Source organism: Phycicoccus sp. Root101 (assembly GCF_001426245.1).
GTDB lineage: Bacteria > Actinomycetota > Actinomycetes > Actinomycetales > Dermatophilaceae > Pedococcus.
Window position 1 is genome coordinate 46,596 of sequence record NZ_LMCM01000009.1, and the last position, 21,024, is coordinate 67,619.

The 21,024-nt window shown below is 70.6% G+C and carries 21 protein-coding genes; 9 read left to right on the forward strand and 12 right to left on the reverse strand.

The features are described from left to right. Positions 1-94: 94 nt before the first annotated feature. The 3 genes from ASC58_RS14960 (at position 95) to ASC58_RS14970 (ending at position 4,284) form a co-directional block, all read left to right on the forward strand. Positions 95-2,176, forward strand: coding sequence for an NAD(+) synthase (locus ASC58_RS14960; RefSeq protein ID WP_056919873.1), 2,082 nt, complete (start codon positions 95-97; stop codon positions 2,174-2,176). A gap of 39 nt (positions 2,177-2,215) precedes the next feature. Beyond that, positions 2,216-3,094: a 3-methyl-2-oxobutanoate hydroxymethyltransferase gene (gene panB / locus ASC58_RS14965; protein WP_056919874.1), complete on the forward strand. Its 879-nt coding sequence runs from the start codon at positions 2,216-2,218 to the stop codon at positions 3,092-3,094. Positions 3,095-3,225: 131 nt separating this feature from the next. Then, positions 3,226-4,284, forward strand: coding sequence for a M36 family metallopeptidase (locus ASC58_RS14970; RefSeq protein ID WP_056919875.1), 1,059 nt, complete (start codon positions 3,226-3,228; stop codon positions 4,282-4,284). Here the strand turns inward: ASC58_RS14970 and ASC58_RS14975 are convergent. Next, positions 4,274-5,599 carry an ArgE/DapE family deacylase gene (locus ASC58_RS14975; RefSeq protein ID WP_056919876.1) on the reverse strand — a complete coding sequence of 442 codons (1,326 nt, stop codon included), beginning with the start codon at positions 5,597-5,599 and terminating at the stop codon, positions 4,274-4,276. The two genes, ASC58_RS14970 and ASC58_RS14975, sit on opposite strands and share 11 nt — an antisense overlap. A gap of 56 nt (positions 5,600-5,655) precedes the next feature. Between ASC58_RS14975 and fgd the strand changes: the two genes are divergently transcribed. Beyond that, a complete protein-coding gene (gene fgd, locus ASC58_RS14980) occupies positions 5,656-6,663 on the forward strand; it encodes a glucose-6-phosphate dehydrogenase (coenzyme-F420) (protein WP_056919877.1) in 1,008 nt (335 codons plus the stop codon). A gap of 86 nt (positions 6,664-6,749) precedes the next feature. After that, entirely contained in the window at positions 6,750-7,376 is a 627-nt protein-coding gene (locus ASC58_RS14985) for a class I SAM-dependent methyltransferase (protein ID WP_056919878.1), read from the forward strand. A 24-nt stretch (positions 7,377-7,400) separates the two neighbouring features. Here the strand turns inward: ASC58_RS14985 and ASC58_RS14990 are convergent, their stop codons facing one another. Continuing rightward, positions 7,401-7,589 carry a hypothetical protein gene (locus ASC58_RS14990; RefSeq protein WP_056917534.1) on the reverse strand — a complete coding sequence of 63 codons (189 nt, stop codon included), beginning with the start codon at positions 7,587-7,589 and terminating at the stop codon, positions 7,401-7,403. 52 nt (positions 7,590-7,641) lie between these two features. On the opposite strand from ASC58_RS14990, the gene map reads away from it, so the two are divergent. Together map and ppgK are read left to right on the forward strand one after the other, a co-directional pair. Next, entirely contained in the window at positions 7,642-8,505 is an 864-nt protein-coding gene (gene map, locus ASC58_RS14995) for a type I methionyl aminopeptidase (protein WP_056919879.1), read from the forward strand. 51 nt (positions 8,506-8,556) lie between these two features. After that, positions 8,557-9,339 (forward strand): polyphosphate--glucose phosphotransferase, encoded by a 783-nt coding sequence (gene ppgK, locus ASC58_RS15000; RefSeq protein WP_056917536.1) that lies wholly within the window; start codon positions 8,557-8,559, stop codon positions 9,337-9,339. 16 nt (positions 9,340-9,355) lie between these two features. Here the strand turns inward: ppgK and ASC58_RS20710 are convergent, their stop codons facing one another. From ASC58_RS20710 to ASC58_RS15025, 5 genes are all read right to left on the reverse strand, one after another. After that, positions 9,356-9,679: an endo alpha-1,4 polygalactosaminidase gene (locus tag ASC58_RS20710; protein WP_082553354.1), complete on the reverse strand. Its 324-nt coding sequence runs from the start codon at positions 9,677-9,679 to the stop codon at positions 9,356-9,358. Positions 9,680-9,884: 205 nt separating this feature from the next. After that, entirely contained in the window at positions 9,885-11,459 is a 1,575-nt protein-coding gene (locus ASC58_RS15010; RefSeq protein WP_056919881.1) for a hypothetical protein, read from the reverse strand. Beyond that, a complete protein-coding gene (locus ASC58_RS15015; RefSeq protein WP_056920105.1) occupies positions 11,435-12,205 on the reverse strand; it encodes an ABC transporter ATP-binding protein in 771 nt (256 codons plus the stop codon). The genes ASC58_RS15010 and ASC58_RS15015 overlap by 25 nt, the downstream gene beginning before the upstream one ends. A gap of 10 nt (positions 12,206-12,215) precedes the next feature. Beyond that, entirely contained in the window at positions 12,216-12,425 is a 210-nt protein-coding gene (locus tag ASC58_RS15020) for a hypothetical protein (protein ID WP_056919882.1), read from the reverse strand. Between the two features lie 83 nt (positions 12,426-12,508). Further along, positions 12,509-13,165, reverse strand: coding sequence for an MBL fold metallo-hydrolase (locus ASC58_RS15025; RefSeq protein ID WP_056919883.1), 657 nt, complete (start codon positions 13,163-13,165; stop codon positions 12,509-12,511). A 161-nt stretch (positions 13,166-13,326) separates the two neighbouring features. Here ASC58_RS15025 and ASC58_RS15030 point away from each other — a divergent pair, with 161 nt between their 5' ends. Beyond that, entirely contained in the window at positions 13,327-13,497 is a 171-nt protein-coding gene (locus tag ASC58_RS15030; protein WP_056919884.1) for a Flp family type IVb pilin, read from the forward strand. Positions 13,498-13,530: 33 nt separating this feature from the next. Here ASC58_RS15030 and ASC58_RS15035 read toward each other — a convergent pair whose 3' ends face one another. Then, positions 13,531-14,415, reverse strand: a complete 885-nt coding sequence (locus tag ASC58_RS15035; protein ID WP_200947840.1) for an alpha/beta hydrolase — start codon at positions 14,413-14,415, stop codon at positions 13,531-13,533. Positions 14,416-15,400: 985 nt separating this feature from the next. On the opposite strand from ASC58_RS15035, the gene ASC58_RS15045 reads away from it, so the two are divergent. Beyond that, complete coding sequence (locus ASC58_RS15045; protein WP_056919886.1) at positions 15,401-16,024, forward strand: hypothetical protein; 624 nt, start codon at positions 15,401-15,403, stop codon at positions 16,022-16,024. Positions 16,025-16,094: 70 nt separating this feature from the next. Here ASC58_RS15045 and ppsA read toward each other — a convergent pair whose 3' ends face one another. The 4 genes from ppsA to ASC58_RS15065 form a co-directional block, all read right to left on the reverse strand. Then, positions 16,095-18,458: a phosphoenolpyruvate synthase gene (ppsA, locus tag ASC58_RS15050; RefSeq protein WP_056919887.1), complete on the reverse strand. Its 2,364-nt coding sequence runs from the start codon at positions 18,456-18,458 to the stop codon at positions 16,095-16,097. Continuing rightward, positions 18,455-19,291 carry a pyruvate, water dikinase regulatory protein gene (locus tag ASC58_RS15055; RefSeq protein WP_157598540.1) on the reverse strand — a complete coding sequence of 279 codons (837 nt, stop codon included), beginning with the start codon at positions 19,289-19,291 and terminating at the stop codon, positions 18,455-18,457. The genes ppsA and ASC58_RS15055 overlap by 4 nt, the downstream gene beginning before the upstream one ends. 166 nt (positions 19,292-19,457) lie before the next feature. Continuing rightward, entirely contained in the window at positions 19,458-20,072 is a 615-nt protein-coding gene (locus ASC58_RS15060; RefSeq protein ID WP_157598541.1) for a hypothetical protein, read from the reverse strand. Between the two features lie 211 nt (positions 20,073-20,283). Beyond that, a complete protein-coding gene (locus tag ASC58_RS15065) occupies positions 20,284-20,925 on the reverse strand; it encodes a TetR/AcrR family transcriptional regulator (protein WP_056919889.1) in 642 nt (213 codons plus the stop codon). Positions 20,926-21,024: the final 99 nt, after the last annotated feature.

Consider the following 21,024-nt stretch of genomic DNA (forward strand, 5'->3'; position numbering starts at 1 on the left):
ATTCACCCGTTCGGCCGATGGACGACGTGTTAACGAACATGGTGACCCAGGTCACATCGCAGCGGCTGGACACGGGCTCCCTAGACTCTCGCCCGTGAACTTCTCCTCGGCCTACGACCAGGGCTTCGCGCGTGTCGCGGCCTGCACCACGCCGGTGACGATGGCGGACCCGGCGGCCAACGCCGCGGCGATCCTCCAACAGGCCAGGACCCTGCACGACGAGGGTGTCGCCGTCGCCGTCTTCCCCGAGCTCAGCCTCTCCGGCTACGCCATCGACGACCTCTTCCTCCAGGACGTGCTGCTCGACGCGGTCGACGCCGCGGTGGTCGAGCTCGCCCGCGCCAGCGCGAAGCTGCGCCCCGTGATCGTGGTGGGGGCGCCCCTGCGACACGGGAACCGGCTCTACAACTGCGCCGTCGTCATCCAGGGTGGCGAGGTCCTCGGAGTGGCCCCGAAGGCGGCCCTGCCCAACTACCGGGAGTTCTACGAGAAGCGCTGGTTCGCCTCGGGCGCCGAGCTGCAGGACCAGCACCTGCACGTGCCGCACTGGCCGGGAGCCGACGAGGACGGCGACGTCATGTTCGGGACGGACCTCGTCTTCGAGGCCGTCGACCTGCCCGGGCTCGCCGTCCACGCGGAGGTCTGCGAGGACATGTGGGTCCCGGTGCCCCCGAGCTCACGAGCGGCGTTGCAGGGAGCCACGATCCTGCTCAACCTGTCCGCCTCCCCCATCACCGTCTCCCGCGCCGAGGACCGGCACCTCCTGGCCCGTTCGGCGAGCGTGCGGTGCAACGCCGCCTACCTGTATGCCGCCGCCTCCAGCGGGGAGTCGACGACCGACCTCTCGTGGGACGGCATGACGATGGTCTACGAGATGGGTGACCTCCTCGGCGAGACCGAGCGCTTCCCGCGCGGTCCGCGGGCCACCGTCGTCGACGTGGACCTCGACCGGCTGCGCCAGGAGCGGATCCGGCAGGGCTCCTTCGACGACAACCGCCACGCCGCGACGCTGCTGGGTGATGGAAACCCGGTGCGGGTCAGGGAGTTCACGCTCAACCCGCCACGCACCGACATCGGCCTGCGCCGCAAGGTCGACCGCTTCCCCTTCGTCCCCGACGACGCCGAGCGGCTGGCGCTCGACTGCTACGAGGCATACAACATCCAGGTCTCGGGGCTCGAGCAGCGGCTGCGCGCCATGGCCACGGACACGTGGCAGCCCAAGATCGTCATCGGGGTCAGCGGCGGGCTCGACTCGACGCACGCCCTCATCGTCGCGGCCAAGGCGATGGACCGGCTCGGTCGCCCCCGTACCGACATCGTCTGCCTGACGATGCCCGGCTTCGCCACGAGCGAGGGCACGAAGAAGAACGCCCTCCACCTCATGGAGTCGCTCGGCACGACGTGGGAGGAGCTCGACATCCGCCCCGCCGCGACGCAGATGCTGCGGGACCTCGGCCATCCGTTCGGTCGGGGCGAGGAGGTCTACGACGTGACCTTCGAGAACGTCCAGGCCGGCCTGCGCACGGACTACCTCTTCCGTGCGGCCAACCAGCGCGGCGGGATCGTCCTCGGGACCGGCGACCTGTCCGAGCTCGCCCTGGGCTGGTGCACCTACGGCGTCGGCGACCAGATGTCGCACTACGGCGTCAACAGCGGGGTGCCGAAGACGTTGATGCAGCACCTGATCCGCTGGGTCGTCTCGAGCGGGCAGTTCGAGGGCGAGGTCAACGCGACGCTCACCGAGATCCTCGACCAGGAGATCAGCCCCGAGCTCGTGCCGACCAAGGAGGGCGAGCGAATCCAGTCCACGGAGGACTCGGTGGGGCCGTACGCGTTGCAGGACTTCACCCTCTTCCACGTCGTCCGCCGCGGCTACCGGCCGAGCAAGATCGCGTTCCTCGCGTGGCACGCCTGGCACGACGCCCAGGTCGGCCAGTGGCCGACGGGCTACCCCGAGAGCCGGCACACGGCATACGACCTCGGCACGATCCGGCACTGGCTGGAGGTCTTCGTGACCCGGTTCTTCGCCAACCAGTTCAAGCGGTCCGCGCTGCCCAACGGGCCGAAGGTCAGCCAGGGCGGCACGATGTCGCCGCGCGGTGACTGGCGCATGCCCTCGGACGCCCGTGCGACCGCGTGGCTGGCCGAGATCGAGCGCCACGTCCCGAAGGCCTGAGTCGGTGCCCGCACCCGCTGCCCTGCATAGGATGCGGGCATGAGCGACCAGCCCACCTCCCCCACGGCCTCCTCCGAGGTCACCGCTCCCTACGGCACCGGGGTGCAGGCCGCGCCCCAGCGGCGAGTGCGCATCCCGCACCTGCAGGCCATGAAGGTGCGCGGCGAGAAGTGGGCGATGCTCACCGCCTACGACATGTACTCCGCCGAGATCTTCGACGAGGCCGGCATCCCGGTGCTGCTCGTCGGCGACTCGGCCGGCAACAACGTGTACGGGTTCGAGACGACCGTGCCCGTCACCGTCGACCACCTCGTGCCCCTCGTGCGTGCGGTCACCTCGGCGGCCCGACGCGCCATGGTCGTCGCGGACCTGCCGTTCGGCTCCTACCAGGCCAGCCCCCAGCAGGCCCTCGCCACCGCGACGCGGTTCATGAAGGAGGGCATGGCGCACGCCGTGAAGCTCGAGGGCGGTGCGCCCATGGTTCCCGAGGTCGAGCTGCTCGTCCGGGCGGGCATCCCCGTCATGGGGCACATCGGGTTCACCCCGCAGAGTGAGCACGTCCTGGGTGGTTACAAGGTGCAGGGCCGCGGTGACACCGCCGACCGGCTCGTCGAGGACGCGCTGGCCCTGCAGGAGGCCGGGTGCTTCGCCGTCGTCATGGAGATGGTGCCGGCGCCGCTGGCCGCCCGCGTCACCGAGGTCCTGTCGATCCCCACGATCGGGATCGGTGCCGGGCCGGAGTGCGACGCGCAGGTCCTGGTCTGGCAGGACATGGCCGGCCTCCGGGGCGGCAAGGCACCCCGGTTCGTCAAGAAGTACGCCGACCTCCGGGGCGAGCTCGGCCGCGCTGCCGCCGCGTATGCCGCGGACGTCGCCACCGGGGCGTTCCCGGCGGCGGAGCACTCCTTCTCCGAGTAGGCACCGGCGCTGCTGCCGGGTGGATCCGCGAAAGATCGCGCAACGGTAGGAGCCGAGGAGCGCCCTGCGCGGCTAGCGTCCCTCCGAGGACCCGGACCGGGTCCGCCCCACCTCGTCATCGGAGGACCTTCGTGACCCCTCACCGACGCACCACGACCCTGGCCGCACTCGGCGTGACCGCCCTCGCCCTCTGCCTCGCTGCCGGACCGGCCCAGGCGACCAGGGCCGCGAGCACCACGACCGGGTCCGGCTCGGTCTTCATGGTCAACCCCGTGCAGTCCTCCGGCGACCAGTCGCTCACCGACCAGAAGGACTCGGACGCGGCCGTCCCGGCGTCGGCCTACGCGAAGGTCGCCCTGCGCAACCTCGACGGCTCGGGCTACCTGCGCGGGTCCTGGGTGACGGTCCAGTCGGCCACGGGGACCCCTGCCTACAGCGCCACCAACACGTTCACCTACACCCGGCACCAGGACCAGTTCGAGCAGGTGATGGCCTACTTCTGGGTGAACCAGGCGCAGGAGTACCTGCAGTCGCTCGGGTTCGGGTCGACGTTGCCGGGCATCGTGCACCAGTCGTTCGACGTGAAGGTGGACCAGTACGGCGGCGACAACTCCTACCAGACCGACAAGCCCTACCGGGTGCGGCTGGGCAAGGGGGGCGTCGACGACGCTGAGGACGCCGAGGTGATCGTCCACGAGTACGGCCACGCCGTGCACGCCTCCCAGGTCCCCGGCTACGGCACCAGCGAGGAGGCCGGGGCGATCGGTGAGTCCTTCGGCGACTACCTCGCCGTGTCGGTCGGGCTGGCCGCGGCGAAGCAGTACGGGTGGCCGGTCAGGGCCGAGGAGGCCTGCCCGATGGACTGGGACTCGACCTCGTACACGGGCGCACCCCACTGCATCCGCCGGTTCGACCTGGGCCTCACGGTCGCCGACAAGCAGGGCGAGGTCCACTACGACGGCCAGATCTGGAGCCAGGCGCTCTGGGAGATCCGCAAGGGCTACCAGGCGATGGGGAAGACCAGTGCGGCCTGGGACCGCACCCTGGTCAACAGCCAGTTCTCCTACGCCCCCGGCACGAGCTTCTCCGCAGCCGCGAAGGCCACGTATGCCGAGGCCCTCGCCAAGGACGGCGCAGCCGCTGCGGCCCTGGTGAAGGACCGGTTCGCCGCTCGCGGCATCAGGTTCTAGCCGCGTCGTCGCCCTGACCCGGCGTTGCGGCCGGTGCCACGCACCGCCGCAACGCCAGGAGGGCGTAGGTGCGCGCACAGTCCACGAGCTCTTCGATGGCCACCGACTCGTCCACCGCGTGGGCGTGGCGCAGCTCCCCCGGACCGAACTGCAGGGTCGGCACCCGGTGGGCGGCGTAGTGCCGCAGGTCCGAGCCGTACGGCGCACCCTCCACGCGGGGAGCCGCGGCCCCTGCGTGCACCGCCGCCTCCACCGTCTCGCCCAGCAGGGCGTGGCCCTCCGGCAGCGTTCCGGAGGCGAACGCACCACCGGGCCAGGTCACGCGGACGGGGTGCTCGGCCAGCCACCGATCCCTGTGTCCGAGCTGCACGATCGAGTCCTCGAACACCCGCCTGGCCGCGTCGAGCGGCTCTCCGGGCAGCACGCCGTACCGCCCCTCGGCGACCAGCAGGTCGGGCACAGTGCTCGCCCACGTGCCAGCGCGCACGATCCCGATGGAGATGGGCGCGACCAGGTCGAGGTGGGCGAACGCGGCTGGTGCGTCCGCGTTCCGGGTCGCCTCCAGGTCTCGCAGGCAGTCCTGCACCGCAGCCAGGTGGTCGAGGGCACTCTCGCCCACGGTGCGGGTCGACCCGTGGGCCGCGCGGCCGTCGACCTCGAGCCGGAAGGTCAGGGAGCCTGCGTTCGTGGGGATGACCGCACCACCCGTCGGCTCGGCGATGAGGCAGGCGTCGGCGAGGTGCCCGGCGCGGAGGGTGGCGAACGCACCCACTCCCCCGTCCTCCTCCCCGCTGACGAGGTGCACGGCAAGGGAGCGGGTCGGCGTCACGCCCACCGTCGTCAGGGCCCGGACGGCCGCCAGGATCGAGGCGACGCCGCCGAGCATGTCGCAGCTTCCGCGTCCCGCAGCCGTGCCACCGGCCACACCCAGGACGAAGGGATCGGTCCGCCACCGGGCGGGGTCCTCGACCGGCACGACGTCCGTGTGCCCGCACAGGGCGAGTGCGGGGAGGTCGTCCCGGCCGGCCGGTCCCCAGGTGCCGACCACGCCGACGACCGCATCTCGTGCCACCTCCATGCCGGGGAAGTCCGGGTGGGACGCCTCCGCCGCGAGGTCGACGTCCCACTCGGTGACGTGCAGGCCCAGCTCGCGGAGGCGCCCGGCGCACCAACGCTGCACGGCCACCTCACCGGCACTCCCACCCACCGGGGCGAACGCCACGAGCGCCGCGAGGTCAGCCAGGAGTGCGTCGGTGTCGACGCCAGAGAGGACGCGGCGCTCCTGCTCGGTCAGGGCCTGCAGTGGGGACGTCATGGCGCGAGCCTGCCACGGCCCGCGCGGGCCGAGAGGCCGCAGCCTACGGTGGGGTCATGACGCTGCGCATCGGGTACAAGGCCTCCGCCGAACAGTTCTCCCCCCGCGACCTGCTGGAGTTCGCCGTCCAGGCCGAGCAGGTGGGCCTCGACAGCGTGATGGTCTCGGACCACTTCCAGCCGTGGCGGCACCACGGCGGCCACGCTCCGTTCTCGCTCGCCTGGCTCGCTGCCCTCGGTGAGCGCACCGAGCGGGTGCAGCTCGGGACCTCGGTGATGACCCCCACCTTCCGCTACAACCCGGCGGTCGTCGCCCAGGCGTTCGGCACCCTCGGCTCCCTCCAACCCGGCCGGGTCATGCTCGGCATCGGGACGGGCGAGGCCCTCAACGAGGTCGTCGTCGGCTCGGTGGACGAGTGGCCGGAGTTCAAGGAACGGTTCGCGCGGCTCCGGGAGGCGGTGACGCTCATGCGCCTGCTCTGGACCGAGGACCGGGTCACCTTCGAGGGCGAGTACTACCGGACCACCGACGCGACGATCTACGACAAGCCCGACCAGCCGGTGCCCGTCTACGTCGCCGCCGGCGGGCCGCTCGTCGCGCGCTACGCGGGCCGCGCGGGTGACGGCTTCATCTGCACCTCCGGCAAGGGCGAGGAGCTCTACCGCGACAAGCTGCTGCCGGCCGTGGACGAGGGCCTGGCCAAGTCCGGCCGCACCCGCGACGACCTCGACCGGATGATCGAGGTCAAGCTCTCGTGGGACCCCGACCGCGAGCAGGCCGTGGCGAACTGCCGCTTCTGGGCGGCCCTGTCCCTCACCCCCGAGCAGAAGCACGGCACCAGCGACCCGCTCGAGATGGAGCGGCTCGGTGACGAGCTGCCCGACGAGCAGGTGGCCTCGCGCTGGATCGTCACCGACGACCCCGAGGAGGTCGTCGCGGCGGTCAAGCCGTACGTCGACCTCGGTTTCAACCACCTGGTGTTCCACGGTCCGGGCGCCGACCAGTCGCGCTTCCTGACGACCTTCGCCGACCGCGTGCTGCCCGGTTTGCGCGAGTTGGGCTGACCGCGGGTTCCCTTGCGCCCCAACCGAATCTACGCTGGGTACGGACGGTCGACCGACCGGGTGAGCCTGGCACGAGAGGGACGATCATGACCGAGATGGAGCCCCGCACGCGCTGGTCCGAGGTGTCCGGTGGGCCCGGCGCCGCCACGGCATACCAGCAACGCTTCGACGACCTGGCGGGCCAGGGCGTGGACATCCACGGGGAGGCGGCCTTCGTCGCTTCCCTCGTGTCTCCCCCGGTGCGCGTGCTCGACGGCGGCTGCGGGACGGGCCGCGTGGCGATCCAGCTCACCGCGCTGGGCTACCACTGCGTCGGGGTGGACGCCGATGCCGACATGATCGCGGTCGCCGAGCAGCGGGACCCGTCGACGACCTGGGTGCGCCAGGACCTCAGCCGGCTCCAGCTGCGCTCGCAGGCGTTCGAGCTCGCCGTCCTGGCCGGCAACGTCGTGCCGCTGCTCGCCCCCGGCACCCTCCTCGCGGCGGTCGTCCGGGTCGCCGCCCACCTGCAGCCCGGCGGCCTGCTCGTGGCCGGCTTCGGGCTCGACGCCGCGCACCTGCCCGGCGGCTGCCCGGTCACGCCGCTCGCGGACTACGACCGGGCCTGCGACGTCGCCGGGTTGTCGTTCCTGCGCCGCTACGCGACCTGGGAGCGGTCGCCGTGGGTGGACGGCGGCGGGTATGCCGTGTCGGTGCACCGCCTCAACGACTGAGCTGACACGGCAGGCGGGAGCCGCTCAGGCCTCGGTGGTGCCCTCGTTCCACGCCTTGTCCTCGGCGTCCCAGTCCTCGGTGTTCTTCCGTGCGCTCTCGAGGGCCGACGCAGCAGCCTCCTGGGAGTCGTAGGGCCCCATCAGCTGGGCGCCCTGACTCTTGTCGTCGTCGCTCTCGACCTGGTGGGTATCGACGTTGAACCAGTAAGCCATGGGGGGTGCCCTCCAACTCGACGGATCTGTGGACCTCTCTAGACTCCACCGTATGCCGACGACCTACGCAAGCGTGGCCCCGGGCGAGGTGTCGCCGCGTCGCGCCGTCCCCGCGACCATCGAGCGACCGGAGTACGTCGACCGGCCGGCCCCGAAGCGCGAAGAGGGCGGCGACGTCAAGGACGCCGAGACCATCGAGAAGATGCGCGTCGCCGGCCGGATCGCCGCCCAGGCCATGGCCGCCGCTGCAGCCGTCATCGCCCCCGGTGTGACGACCGACGAGGTCGATCGGGTCGGACACGAGTTCCTCATGGACCACGGGGCGTACCCGTCGACACTGGGTTACAAGGGGTTCCCGAAGTCGCTGTGCACCTCGGTCAACGAGGTCATCTGCCACGGCATCCCCGACAGCCGCCCCCTCGAGGACGGCGACATCGTCAACATCGACATCACGGCGTTCATCGGCGGCGTTCACGGCGACACCGATGCCACCTACCTGTGCGGCGACGTCGACGAGGAGTCGCGCCAGCTGGTCGAGCGCACCCACGAGGCGATGATGCGGGGCATCAAGGCCGCGGTCCCCGGGCGCGAGATCAACATCATCGGCCGCGTGATCCAGAGCTACGCCAAGCGCTTCGGCTACGGCGTGGTCCGCGACTTCACCGGGCACGGGATCGGCACCGCGTTCCACGGCGGACTGATCATCCCCCACTACGACGCCGCGCCCTCGTACGCGACGATCATCGAGCCCGGCATGACCTTCACGATCGAGCCGATGCTCAACGTCGGCACCCCGGACTGGGACATGTGGGACGACGGCTGGACGGTCGTCACCAAGGACCGCCGGCGTTCGGCGCAGTTCGAGCACACCATCCTCATCACCGAGAACGGCAACGAGATCCTGACGCTGCCGTAACGCACCACCCACCCGCCGCACGGCGCGGCGACCGCAAGGAGGCGGCACACCATGTCCAAGCACGCCACGCAGGGACTCCCGCTCGGGATCGACGTCGGGGGCAGCGGCATCAAGGGCGCGCCCGTCGACCTGTCCTCCGGGTCGTTCGCCTCGAAACGGATGCGGATCGACACCCCGGCCACCTCCACCCCGGAGGCCGTCGCCGAGGTGATCGACCAGATCGTCGACCACTTCGAGGACGTCCGCGGCGACTCCCCCATCGGTGTCACCATCCCCGGCGTCGTCACGCACGGTGTGGTGCGCTCAGCGGCCAACATCGACAAGTCGTGGCTCGACTTCGACGCGGAGCCGATGCTGGAGAAGAAGCTCGGCCACGACATCGTCCTGGTCAACGACGCAGATGCCGCCGGGGTGGCGGAGCTGCACTACGGCGCCGCCAAGGGGCAGAAGGGTCTCGTCGTGATGACGACGCTCGGCACCGGCATCGGCTCGGCCCTGATCTTCGACGGCCGTCTCATCCCGAACTCCGAGCTCGGCCACCTCGAGATCGACGGGTTCGACGCCGAGTCGCGAGCGGCCTCCTCGATCAAGGACAAGGAGGGCCTGAGCTACCCCGAGTGGGCCGAGCGGCTCCAGCGCTACTACAGCCACGTCGAGGCCCTGCTGTGGCCGGACCTCTTCGTCGTCGGTGGCGGGGTCTCCAAGGACGCCGCGCAGTTCCTGCCCCTGCTCGAGCTCAAGACCCCGATCGTGGCAGCGACCCTCCAGAACAAGGCCGGCATCATCGGGGCGGCGCACCTCGCCCAGGAGGAGCACGACCGGCGCAAGAAGTAGTCCCCCCGGGGCCGGGTCAGGGCGTGCAGTAGCGCAGCACGTGCCCGGCCCCACCGGGCGCCACCAGCTCGAGGTCCCGACGGACCACGCGCACCGACGGCGAGGTCCGGCACGCCGCGGCGAACCCACGGTCCGTGTACTCCACGTCGAGGACCCGGGTGCCGTACACCCGGGTGAACGCACCACATTCCTCGTACCGGCCGCAGTCCTCGGTCACCGCGAAGTCGAACGCCGGTCGCCCGGGTGCGTCGAGCAGCTCGACGGTGTTCTTCTGGGCGACCGCGAGGCCGCGGGCGTGCGCGGCCGCGACCAGGAGCGTCGCGTAGGCCGCCGCGTCGATGCGTGTTCCCCACCAGCGTTCCCAACCTCACCGACCAGAGGTGGCGGTGATTCCGGAAGGTGCCACCGAGGTCGTCGCGGTCCCCCCGGGAGTGGCGCTCCGACCGGACGACTCGCCTGTCGCCGGCGCCGTCGAGCAGGCACCGACGACCGTGACCGTGGCCAGCACGACCACGGCCGTCACGGCGCGGACGGGGCGAGGCACGTCAGCGCATCGAGACGAGGTCCTGGAGCAGGTCCGCCTGGCGCCTGCGGAACAGGTCGGCACCTACGCGCACCGCGACGACGAAGGCCGCGGCCCCCAGCACCGGCCCGAGGACCAGCACCAGCCAGGCCGCCCAGGCATGCCCGAACAGGGCCACCGCGAACAGCACCAGCGCCGGCAGCGACAACGCCATGACGGCGCCCCCGCACACGGTCTGCACCGCGAAGGTCACGCCGACCGAACCCGGGCGGCTGCTGAACGGGCTCTCACCCGGCGAGGGCACGGCATACTGCTTGACCGCGCTGGTGACCGACGCGACGGCGAACCCGTTGAGCACCACCGCCACGCCGGTGCCCAGCGCCGCCGGGAAGTACGCCCACGAGCCGCCCAGCAGGGGTCCCAGGAGGGCGTAGCCGGGCACGCAGACGAGGGCCAGCACCCCCGAGGGGAACAGCCGTCCCACCCGGTCCGCCACCCCGTCCACCCCCGAGGCCACGTGCAGCCAGAAGGCCGTGGAGTCGTAGCCGACGTCGTTGTGCTGCCCCCAGCCGATGAGGTAGGCGGCCACGAGGGGCATGACCGCGAGCAGGCCGTCCGACCCGTCACCAGCCAGTCCGGGGAACAGCAGCCCGGCCGGGAGCAGGACCGTCATGATGGCCGGGAAGTTGAAGCGCGGGTCGCGGATCCAGTAGGTGCCGGCCCGGGCCGCGATCGCGCCCATCGGTGTGCCGGGGAGCGCCGCGAACAGGCCCAGGCCCCGGCGGGCGCCGCCACCCTCCCCGGTCGACCCCCTCGGGTTGCGCAGGACCGACACGAGCAGGCGTTCCCAGACGAGGAACAGCACCAGCGCCGTGGCCGCTGCGAGGAGAAGACGCAGGCCGGCCCGGCCCCAGTGACCGAGCAGCACGTCGCCCGACGCCGCCCACGCCCACCCGAGCGGCGTCCACGCGAGGACGTCGGCCAGGCCGACGAGGCGCTCACGGGTGACACCCCCGTCGTTGATGAAGCCCAGGAGCGGTCCCACGGCGAGGAAGAACAACAGTCCCCCGACACCGGCGACGTCGCGGCCCCGCCGCGAGGCCAGCACCGCGGCGGCGGCGCCGGAGACGACCCGGCTGGCGATGAGGCAGGCCGCGAGGCCCAGCACTCCTCCCACGAGTGCCACGAGGGCCGCGAGCGGGCTGCGCGTGGAGGCGAACACCATGCCGAGGACGATCAGCACGGTCCCGATCCCCGGCAGCCCGACGAGGGCACTGAGGAGCAGCCCCACGGCGAGCGTCCGTTCCCGGACCGCGAACGTCGCGAACCGTGTCGGGTCCAGGGTCGGGTCGATGCCGAAGAGGACGACGGGCAGCAGCGCCCAGCCGGCGACCAGGCCTGCTCCACCCACGGTGAGGACGGTGCGGGTCAGCTCCGCGTCCCCCTGGAATCGCAGTGTTGCCATCAGCACGAGGATCCCGATGACGATGCCGCCGCCGTAGAGCATGCCCAGCACCATCCCGACCAGGGCTGCCACGCTGCGCCGGAACCCGTTGCGCAGCAGGTCGAGCTTCAGTCGGAGGAGGTGCGCAACCATGCGAGCCCCTCCACGTCGGTCTGTCCCCCGACGAGGTCGAGGAACCGGTCGTCGAGGCTCATCCCGGCCCGGACGTCGTCGACGGTGCCGTGGGCGCGCACCTGTCCGGCGGCGATGATCGCCACGTGGCTGCAGATCCGCTCGACGAGGTCCATGACGTGGCTGGAGAGGACGACCGTGCCACCGTTGGCGGCGAAGTCCTCCAGGATGCCGCGGATGGTCCGCGCCGAGACGGGGTCGACCGCCTCGAACGGTTCGTCGAGGACGAGCAAGCGCGGGGCGTGGATCAGGGCACAGGCCAGCGTGACCTTCTTGGTCATGCCGGCCGAGTAGTCGATGACGAGCTTCTCCGCGGCGTCGGTGAGCCCGAGGGCCGCCAGCAGCTCGTCGGTCCGCTGCCTGACGAGCTCCCGGTCCATGCCCCGCAGCAGGCCTGCGTAGGTGACGAGCTGACGACCGGTCAGCCGGTCGAACAACCGCAGGCCGTCGGGCAGCACCCCGATCCGGGCCTTGGCCGCGACCGGGTCGCTCCAGACGTCGGCGCCGAGGACGTGGGCCGTGCCCTGGTCGGGTCGCAGCAGGCCCGTGGCCATCGAGAGCGTGGTCGTCTTGCCGGCACCGTTGGGACCGACGAGGCCGAAGAACGAGCCCCGCGGGACGTCAAGGTCCAGGTGGTCGACGGCGACCATGTCGCCGAAGCGCTTGGTCAGGCCCCGCAGGCCCAGGGCGATCTGGTCGTCCGGCATGGCCACGACGCTAGCGCTGACGCGCCACCAGCATGGCCTTCTTCGGGACGTCAGACCGAACGGTGTAGCGCCGCGGCTTCGTGTCGTCCTGCTCGGCGTAGCCCATCTTCTCCAGGCGCATGAGGACGACCGGGCACTGCTTGCAGCGCGGCTTGTCCTTGCAGCACTTCTTCTTGGCCTTGGCGGTCGTGGTCGACCTGGCCTTGGGGTCCTTGGGCACGTCACGAGCGTAGGTGAGGCTTACCTAACCACCAAATCGAGTCCGGCCACCGGGGACGTCGGCCGAAAGGCGCCGCCCGCCGGTCAGGCGTGGAACTCCCGGCTCGCGCCACCCGACAGGTCGTGGATCTGCGTGTCCGGGAACCCGAGGTTGCCCGCCTGGGTGAGGTAGAGCGTGCGCCCGACCTCGCTGAGCAGGGCGTCATGGACGGGGATGGCCTGCGGGGCCGCGAGCCTGCGCAGGAACCCGGTCATGTCGCGGCTGCGCGCCCACGGCGCGCTGAGGGGGAAGGCGAGGACGTCGACCTCCCCGGGCTCGGCGTCGAGGGCGTCACCCGGATGGAAGAACGTCGGCTCCCCCGCTGCCGTCACGCGCATCCCCGTGTTGTGGATCCGTGGGATGTCGTCGTGGATGAGGGCGTGCATCTCGCCCACCCCGGTGACCGTGACCGCGCCCACGGAGACCTCTGCGCCCGCCTGTAGGGGCTCTGCCTCGATCCCCTTGTCCCCGAGCTGCTTCGCGGTCTCGGGGTCCGTGACGAGCCTGACCCCGGAGTTGGCCGACAGCAGTCCCGGGAGTCGCTCCACGTCCACGTGGTCGGGGTGCTGGTGGGTGACCAGCACGGCGTCGAGGTCGCGCTGACCCTGGGCATCCGGGGAGAAGGTTCCCGGGTCGATCAGGATGCGTGCGTCCGCGAGCTCGACGAGGAGGCAGGCATGGCCGAGGTGGGTGATCCGCATGGATCCACCGTAGGGCGCGACACCGAGCGCGGCACCCCCTCCACCGTTCGGTCGATGGACAGGAACCCGTTACGCGGAGGTACCGCTGGGGCAGGTGGGAAAGACTGGTGCTCCCCCCACCCTGGTCCGCACCCAGGGCCCCCACGAGCGAAGGACGCCGTATGACGCACCGGCTGGCTGCACGCCTCACGACCCTCTCCCGGGAGCGCGGCGCCACCGCGGTCGAGTACGGCCTGATGGTGGCGCTCATCGCCATCGTGATCATCGCGGCTGTCGTCCTGCTGGGGAACAACCTCTCGGGCCTGTTCCGCAAGGCCGCAACCAGCGTCTGACCCACCGCTGCCGCCCAGCGGTCCCGCAGTCGTTCAGGAGTCCGCCAACGACGCCCGCAGGTGGACCGCCACCCGTTCGAGGATCGCCCGCGCGCGCCGCGGGTCGCGGTCGAGGAAGTAGTGGTCGGCCCCTTCGACGACGAGGTGCTCGACGGGCACGCCGGCGTCCGCGAGCCGCACCGCATACGCGTCCCCCTCGTGGCGCAGGACGTCGTGCTGAGCGGTCATGACGAGGGCCGGTGCGAGGCCGTCGAATCGGTCCGCGCGCAAGGGTGAGGCGTAGGCCTCCCCGCGGCGGGAGGCGTCGCGGAAGTACGTCGCCCGGACGAGGTCGAGCAGCTCGGTCCCGATCATGGCTCGAGGTGCTCGCGCCACCTTGGTGGCGACGGGCTCGGCCACGTCGAGCGAGGGCACCCCGAGGACCTGGAGGGCGGGCCGGACCGACCCGTCGTCACGGGCCAGCAGGCACGCCGCTGCAGCGAGATTGCCACCGGCGCTGAGGCCGCTGACCGCCACGGGCGTGCCACGAGGCAACAGTGTCTGGGCGGACCACGCGGCCCAGGCCAGGACGTCGTACGCCTCTTCGTGCCCCACCGGGTAGCGGTGCCGAGGGGCGACGTCGTAGTCGACGTTGAGCACGACCACCCCCGCACGGGCTGCCATGTAGCGAGCCCAGAAGTCGTCCATCGCCGGGTACCGCATGACGAAGGCACCACCGTGGAGGTGCACGAGCACCCCGGTGGGTTCACCGCGCGGCCGGTACAGCTCGCAGCGCACCGCACCGTGGCGCGTCGGGACGCGGACCTCGGTCGGCGCTGCCAGGTCGCCGCCCTCGAACTGGAGCGCGTCGCCGTACGTCACGGTGCGCGATGCGCTGCGACCCATGGTCCAGGCGGTCAGGTCGGCTCGGAGTCCCATGTCGGTGCTTCGACGCGGCCCCCGAATCGGCTTGCCCCAGAACGTCGTTCGTGTGGGGCGCGAGGGTTCGGTCGGCGTCTGGTGCGGATGCACCGGCAGGTATGGCGCGTGGGGACTGCTCGCACTGCCGCGCCTCGGGTGAGTGACGACGGTCGGCCACCGGTTGGGTGAGACCAGGCTGGACGAACGGACGAGACGACCGTCAAGGCTTGGCCAAGTCGACCAGCCCTGCGCAGCCCAGTGCCCACGATGGAGGAGTCGCGGAGCCCCCGATCCGCGAGTCGTGGTGGCTCCCCTGACCACCCGACCACCTGGAAGCAACGGAGACCCCCCATGTCTGTCGAGACCAGCACCTCAGCCCGCCGGACCGTCCTGAAGACGCTCGGTGTCGCCGCCGTCGTCGCCACCGGCGCTGCCGTCACCGGCGCAGCTCCTGCCGGCGCAGCCACCGCCCAGGACGACATCCTCCTGGACTCGTTCACCGGCACCGACGACGAGAAGCTCACCCAGGCGCTCGCGGTCGCGAAGGTCTCGTGCCCGCGCCGCGCCATCCGGCTCTCCGGTCGCGCCCACACGTTCACGCAGACGCGGACGACGTTCTCCGGCCTGCGGATCCTCGGCCCGAACGTCGGATGGCAGAACCCCGAGATCTCGGGTTCGGGTGGCGCACTCCCCCAGTGCACCGTCACCCTGAACTGCGGCAACGGCGCGAAGTCGTGGCTGGTCGGCACCGCCACGACGTACAACGTCATGGTCGCCGGCATCACGTTCAAGTCCTCGAACGCCGTGACGCAGTTCTACCACCACCCCTACAGTGCCGGGACCTGCTACGCCGCCACCTTCGACACGCTGTCGTTCTACGGGTTCAAGCACGTCCTGGGCACCCCGGCCGACCCGTTCTCGATGACGCTGGTCACCACCAAGGGCTCCTGGACCTGCGTCGCGGTGCAAGCACGTCCTGGGCACCCCGGCCGACCCGTTCTCGATGACGCTGGTCACCACCAAGGGCTCCTGGACCTGCGTCGCGGTGCAGGACACGCAGTTCTCGCTGCGCGGCTCCGACAACTTCCTGTGGGTCGCCGGCGACATGAACTACGCCTGGTCCGGTGCCAACGGCGGCAAGTACCTCATGCGCTTCAGCCACGTCACCAAGAGTGCCGTGCGCAACCTGTACCTCACCGCCCGCGGCGGCTCCCGCCCGCTCCTCGTCGAAGCCGGAGCCTCCCACCAGGGCGGACTCGACTTCACCGACTGTGTCTTCGAAGGAAACAACGCCAATGACCCCGCCATGGGTGCCCTCATCGTCGTCAAGGGCGGCGGCGTCTCTTTCACGAACACCAAACTCAACTTCGGCATGGCCCGCCCCACCGACTTCACCGACCAGAGGGACACCGCCCTGATCATGGTGAAGGGCGGTACCGCCCTGATCACGAACACGTGGACCTGTCGCGCCACCGCCACAGCGAGTTCGGTGCCGGTCGTCGCCGTAACCGGGGGAGCCGCCTACGTGTCACGAATCCTTTGCGCCGGCGGGAACTGGGCAGACAAGCCCGTCGCCACGCGCACAGCTGGTGTCCTCATTGCCGACGAGACCGTCACCGTCGCCTGACCGCTCCCCCGTCCCGCAGACCCCACCCCGCAGCGCCCCCACCTTCGTCGAGGGTGGGGGCGCTGCGGGATCAGCTCCGGCGGCCCAGTCGGGTCCAGGTCTCAACGACCGTGTCGGGGTTGAGCGACATGGTGTCGATGCCCTGCTCGAGCAGCCACTCGGCCAGGTCGGGGTGGTCGCTCGGCCCCTGGCCGCAGATGCCCACGTACTTGCCCCGCGCCTTGCAGGCGGTGATTGCTGCGGAGAGCATGAACTTCACCGCCGGGTCGCGCTCGTCGAAGCCCGCTGCCACGAGGCTGGAGTCGCGGTCCAGGCCGAGGGTCAGCTGGGTCATGTCGTTGGAGCCGATGGAAAAACCGTCGAAGTGGTCGAGGAACTGGTCTGCGATGACCGCGTTGGACGGAAGCTCGCACATCATGATCACGGACAGGTCGTTCTCGCCGCGGCGAAGACCGTTGTCCCCCAACAGCTTGATGACGCCCTCTGCCTCGGTGACGGTGCGGACGAACGGGATCATGACCTTGACGTTCGTCAGCCCCATGTCGTCGCGGACGAAGCGCAGCGCCTCGCACTCCATGGCGAAGCACTCCCGGAACTCCTCCGACAGGTACCGGGACGCGCCGCGGTAGCCGATCATCGGGTTCTCCTCGTGCGGCTCGTAGAGCTCGCCACCGATGAGGTTGGCGTACTCGTTGGACTTGAAGTCCGACATCCGCACGATGACCGGCTTGGGCGCGAACGCCGCAGCGATCGTGGCGACGCCTTCGGCGACCCGCTGGACAAAGTACTCCCTCGGCGACGCGTAGGGGGCGACGGCCGCGTCCACCTGCTCGCGCACCGTGCCGGTCAACTGCTCGTGGTCGAGCAACGCCTTGGGGTGGATGCCGATCTGGCGGTTGATGATGAACTCCAGGCGTGCCAACCCGACGCCCTCGTTCGGCAGGCGGGAGAACGCGAACGCCTGGTCCGGGGTCCCGACGTTCATCATGATCCCGACGGGGATGTCAGGCATCGCCTGCATGTCCGTCTCCTCGACTGCGAAGTCGAGCAGCCCGTCGTAGACGTACCCGGTGTCGCCCTCGGCGCACGAGACCGTGACCTCGCGTCCGTCCGGGAGCTCCTGCGTCGCGTTGCCCGCGCCCACGACGGCGGGGATGCCGAGCTCGCGGGCGATGATGGCGGCGTGGCAGGTGCGACCACCACGGTTGGTCACGATCGCGCTGGCCCGCTTCATGATCGGCTCCCAGTCCGGGTCGGTCATGTCCGCGACGAGGACCTCGCCCGGGTGGAAGTCGCGCATCTGGTCGGCCGACTTCAGCACCCGCACCGGGCCGGCGCCGACCTTCTGCCCGATGGCCCGGCCCTCGACCAGCAGCGGCCCCTTCTCGTTGATCCGGTAGCGCGAGATCGTGGTCGCCGACTGCCGTGACTTCACCGTCTCCGGCCGCGCCTGGAGGATGTAGAGCTGGTCGTCGGTGCCGTCCTTGCCCCACTCGATGTCCATGGGACGTCCGTAGTGGTCCTCGATGACCAGCGCGTGCCGCGCCAGCTCCTCGACCTCGGCGTCGGTGAGGCTCAGCAGCGGCTGGTCGGCCGGGTCGACGTCGACGAACTCCGTCGTCCTGCCCACGGCCGCGTCGGACGTGTAGACCATCTTGGTCGCCTTGCCGCCCACCCCCCGCTTGAGGATGGCCGGGCGCCCAGCGCGCAGGCCCGGCTTGTAGACGTAGAACTCGTCGGGGTTCACCGCGCCCTGCACGACCGCCTCACCGAGCCCGTAGGACGAGGTGATGAAGACGGCGTCGTCGAAGCCGGACTCGGTGTCCATCGTGAACATCACGCCCGAGGCACCGATGTCCGAGCGCACCATGCGCTGCACCCCGGCCGAGAGTGCGACCTCCTCGTGCTCGAACCCGTGGTGGACGCGGTAGGCGATGGCGCGGTCGTTGTACAGCGACGCATACACCTCCTTGACGGCCTGGAGGACGGCGTCGATGCCACGGATGTTGAGGAAGGTCTCCTGCTGGCCCGCGAACGACGCGTCGGGGAGGTCCTCCGCGGTGGCGCTCGACCGCACCGCGAACGAGGCCTCGTCGTTGTCGGCCACCAGCTGGTCGTACGCGGCCCGGATGTCGGCCTCCACGTCGTCCGGCAGCGGCTGCCGGACGATCGCCTCGCGGACCTGCTGGCCGACGTCGGCCAGGGCGATCACGTCCTCGCTGTCCAGTCCGGCCATCAGCTCGACGATGGTCTGCGACAACCCCTCGTGCGCGATGAACCGGCGGTAGGCGTCGGCCGTCGTCGCGAACCCGTCCGGGACACGCACCCCCGCCGACGCCAGGTTGCTCACCATCTCCCCGAGGGAGGCGTTCTTGCCGCCGACCTGGTCGATGTCCTTCATGCCGATGGTGAAGAACCACAGGACGTTGGTCATGGGCGACTTCTTTCGTGGGAGGGGCGCGAACCCAGGGTTTGCAGGATGAGGGTGGACATCTCCTCGACCGACCTCGTCGTGGAGTTGATGACGGGTATGCCGTTGGCCTTGTAGAGCGCGTCGGCCCGGCGCAGCTCCTTGGAGCACTGCTCCAGGGACGCGTAGGGCGAGTTCGGACGGCGCTGCTGGCGGACCTCGCTCAGCCGCGCGGGGGTGGCGATGAGGCCGAAGCACCGGTCCCCGAGCTGGGCCAGGGGGCGCGGCAGCTGCGTGCTCTCCAGGTCCTCGTCCAGCAGGGGGTAGTTGGCGACGAAGACACCGTGCTGGAGAGCGAGGTACATGGTGGTCGGCGTCTTCCCGCACCGCGAGGGCGCCACGAGGATGACCTCGGCCCGGTCGAGCGCGCGCAGGCTCTGCCCGTCGTCGTGCTCGATCGCGAACTCGATCGCCTGCATCCGGGAGTTGTACCGCTTGATGTCGCCGACGCCGTGCAGTCGTGCGGCGACCCGCGCCCCGGACTTGCCGAGGATCGCCTCGACCTTCTCCATGTGCATCTCGAAGAAGTCGATGATGGGGCACCTGGAGGTGTGCAGGATCTCGCGGACCTCGTCGGTCGCGGCCGTGGTGAACGCCAGCGGTGTCACCGGCCCGTCCATCGCCGCATCCAGGATCGCCACGACCTTGCGGGCCTCGTCGGCGGTGGCGATGAAGGGGATGAGGCGGCGTTCGAAGACGAGGTCCGGGAACTGGATGAGGAGTGCATTGCCCATCGTCTCCGCGCTGATGCCGGTGCTGTCGGACAGGAAGAAGACCGGGACTGCCACGTCCTGCATACCTCCTCCTCTCTGAGTCGGCCGTGTTCGCGTCGGACCCATCATGGCGAAGACCTCCGGCGCGGACACCCCCGGGCCGGTGACGAGGGTTGTGGAGAGTCAGAGAGGCGGGCGAGGAGCGGCTGGCGCGCGTCTGCCGCGAAGGGGGTGAGCAGCGCCTCCGAGTTCAGAGGAGGCGCAGGTTGGGCGCCTTCGACTCCGGTGGAGGGTCCAGCTCCAGCAGGTCGGGCGCAGGTGCGTCCCCCGTCTCGTGGGCCAGCTCGCGGAACAGCTCCAGGAGTGCTTGTTCGCTCAGGTCACCGTCACCCATGAGGAGGCCCCTGACGATGCCGGAGTCCCGGGCGGTCCGCAGCAGGGAATGCAGGTCCTGGTTGAGCTCCTTGGTGTGGGCCAGGTCGAGGGCCAGCTCGACCTGGATCGCCATGAGCTCTGCCGTCATGGTCGCGACCTGGAGCAGGTGGCGCGGCGCCGTGGTGGCGATCGCGAGGCGCCCGACCGCGCCACAGTCGGGCACGGCGACGTCGAGGACCACTTCCGCGCAGGCTCTGGTGGACCGCGACTGCTCCTGCTGCTCCTGGTCGGCGCTGACCACCAGCGGCTCCGCGTGGCCGACACGGGTCACCACCAGCTCGACACGACGGGCCCCGGGAACGCCGTCGAGCACCAGGGCGGGGGCAGTACGGACGACGTCATCGAAGGACCTGCCCACCAGCATCGTCGCCGCCCCGGCGACCGCCTCGAGGGCCAGACACGTGATCGCCACATCGCTGGCGGGAGTCATCTCGGGCCCCCGACGGCGTCGGGAAGACACCGGGTCTTCCGCTCCCCCGCCCCCGCCTGCCTCGTGATCCAGCGCCGCATGGAAGAACCCCGTCCCGACGTGCCTGTGACTTTCCTGTCACCGCCGGGTCCGGGGCGGCGCCACCGAAGTGGGTCACGGACCAACGTCGCAGGATGCCCAATTGCTGTCAAGGGATCGCACCGGCCCCGGATCAGCCTCGCAAGGCCCCCATCGCGTCGAGCAGCAGGTCGAGACCGACGTCGAACTCGTCGGCGAAGTCGTAGCCGGCCTCGACGACCTCGGTGATGAGGGCGTCGAGATGGGGATACGGACTCGGCCCCTCATGCTCGCGCACCACGTCGACGACGGGGGTGGGATCGGTGGGCAGGGCCAGCTCCTGCAGGACGAACCCGTAGACGTAGGCATCGAGGAAGGCCAGGACCTGCGCCGACCCACGGCCAGCGAAGCCGCGAGCACGGAGGTAGCCGATGACGTGGTCCTGGTGTGCCAGCGTGATCGGCCCCGGCGCGGTCCGGGACTCGACCAGCCCGATGGCCCAGGGGTGCCGGCGCAGGACCAGGCGTTCCGACACCGACCTCGCGCGCAGGCCGACTCGCCAGTCCTCACCCTCGGGGAGGGCCATCTCATTGAAGACCCGGTCGACGAGGGCATCCAGGAGCGCTTCCTTGTTCGCGAAGTGGTGGTAGACGGCCATGCCCTCCACACCGAGCCGTCGCCCGAGCGCCCGCATGGACAGTGCCGCCAAACCACCGTCGTCGGCGAGAGCCGTCGCTTCCTCGAGGATGCCCTGAACCGTCAGGGCGCCGCGCTGTAGGGGTTGCCCCTGACTCATCCCTGACTCCTGTTGCACCTGGGCATCGACCTTTACGAAGTAAAGTATCGTGCTTTACGCTGTAAGAGTCTCGTCGGGAGGTCATCTTGTGACTGCACT

Bases quoted from the DNA above. Each gene is read 5' to 3' on its own strand.
- panB (WP_056919874.1), top strand. From the start codon at position 2,216: ATGAGCGACCAGCCCACCTCCCCCACGGCCTCCTCCGAGGTCACCGCT.
- ASC58_RS14975 (WP_056919876.1), bottom strand. From the start codon at position 5,599: ATGACGTCCCCACTGCAGGCCCTGACCGAGCAGGAGCGCCGCGTCCTC.
- fgd (WP_056919877.1), top strand. From the start codon at position 5,656: ATGACGCTGCGCATCGGGTACAAGGCCTCCGCCGAACAGTTCTCCCCC.
- ASC58_RS14985 (WP_056919878.1), top strand. From the start codon at position 6,750: ATGACCGAGATGGAGCCCCGCACGCGCTGGTCCGAGGTGTCCGGTGGG.
- ASC58_RS14990 (WP_056917534.1), bottom strand. From the start codon at position 7,589: ATGGCTTACTGGTTCAACGTCGATACCCACCAGGTCGAGAGCGACGAC.
- map (WP_056919879.1), top strand. From the start codon at position 7,642: ATGCCGACGACCTACGCAAGCGTGGCCCCGGGCGAGGTGTCGCCGCGT.
- ppgK (WP_056917536.1), top strand. From the start codon at position 8,557: ATGTCCAAGCACGCCACGCAGGGACTCCCGCTCGGGATCGACGTCGGG.
- ASC58_RS15010 (WP_056919881.1), bottom strand. From the start codon at position 11,459: ATGGTTGCGCACCTCCTCCGACTGAAGCTCGACCTGCTGCGCAACGGG.
- ASC58_RS15015 (WP_056920105.1), bottom strand. From the start codon at position 12,205: ATGCCGGACGACCAGATCGCCCTGGGCCTGCGGGGCCTGACCAAGCGC.
- ASC58_RS15025 (WP_056919883.1), bottom strand. From the start codon at position 13,165: ATGCGGATCACCCACCTCGGCCATGCCTGCCTCCTCGTCGAGCTCGCG.
- ASC58_RS15030 (WP_056919884.1), top strand. From the start codon at position 13,327: ATGACGCACCGGCTGGCTGCACGCCTCACGACCCTCTCCCGGGAGCGC.
- ASC58_RS15035 (WP_200947840.1), bottom strand. From the start codon at position 14,415: ATGGGACTCCGAGCCGACCTGACCGCCTGGACCATGGGTCGCAGCGCA.
- ASC58_RS15045 (WP_056919886.1), top strand. From the start codon at position 15,401: ATGACGCTGGTCACCACCAAGGGCTCCTGGACCTGCGTCGCGGTGCAG.
- ppsA (WP_056919887.1), bottom strand. From the start codon at position 18,458: ATGACCAACGTCCTGTGGTTCTTCACCATCGGCATGAAGGACATCGAC.
- ASC58_RS15055 (WP_157598540.1), bottom strand. From the start codon at position 19,291: ATGCAGGACGTGGCAGTCCCGGTCTTCTTCCTGTCCGACAGCACCGGC.
- ASC58_RS15060 (WP_157598541.1), bottom strand. From the start codon at position 20,072: ATGACTCCCGCCAGCGATGTGGCGATCACGTGTCTGGCCCTCGAGGCG.
- ASC58_RS15065 (WP_056919889.1), bottom strand. From the start codon at position 20,925: ATGAGTCAGGGGCAACCCCTACAGCGCGGCGCCCTGACGGTTCAGGGC.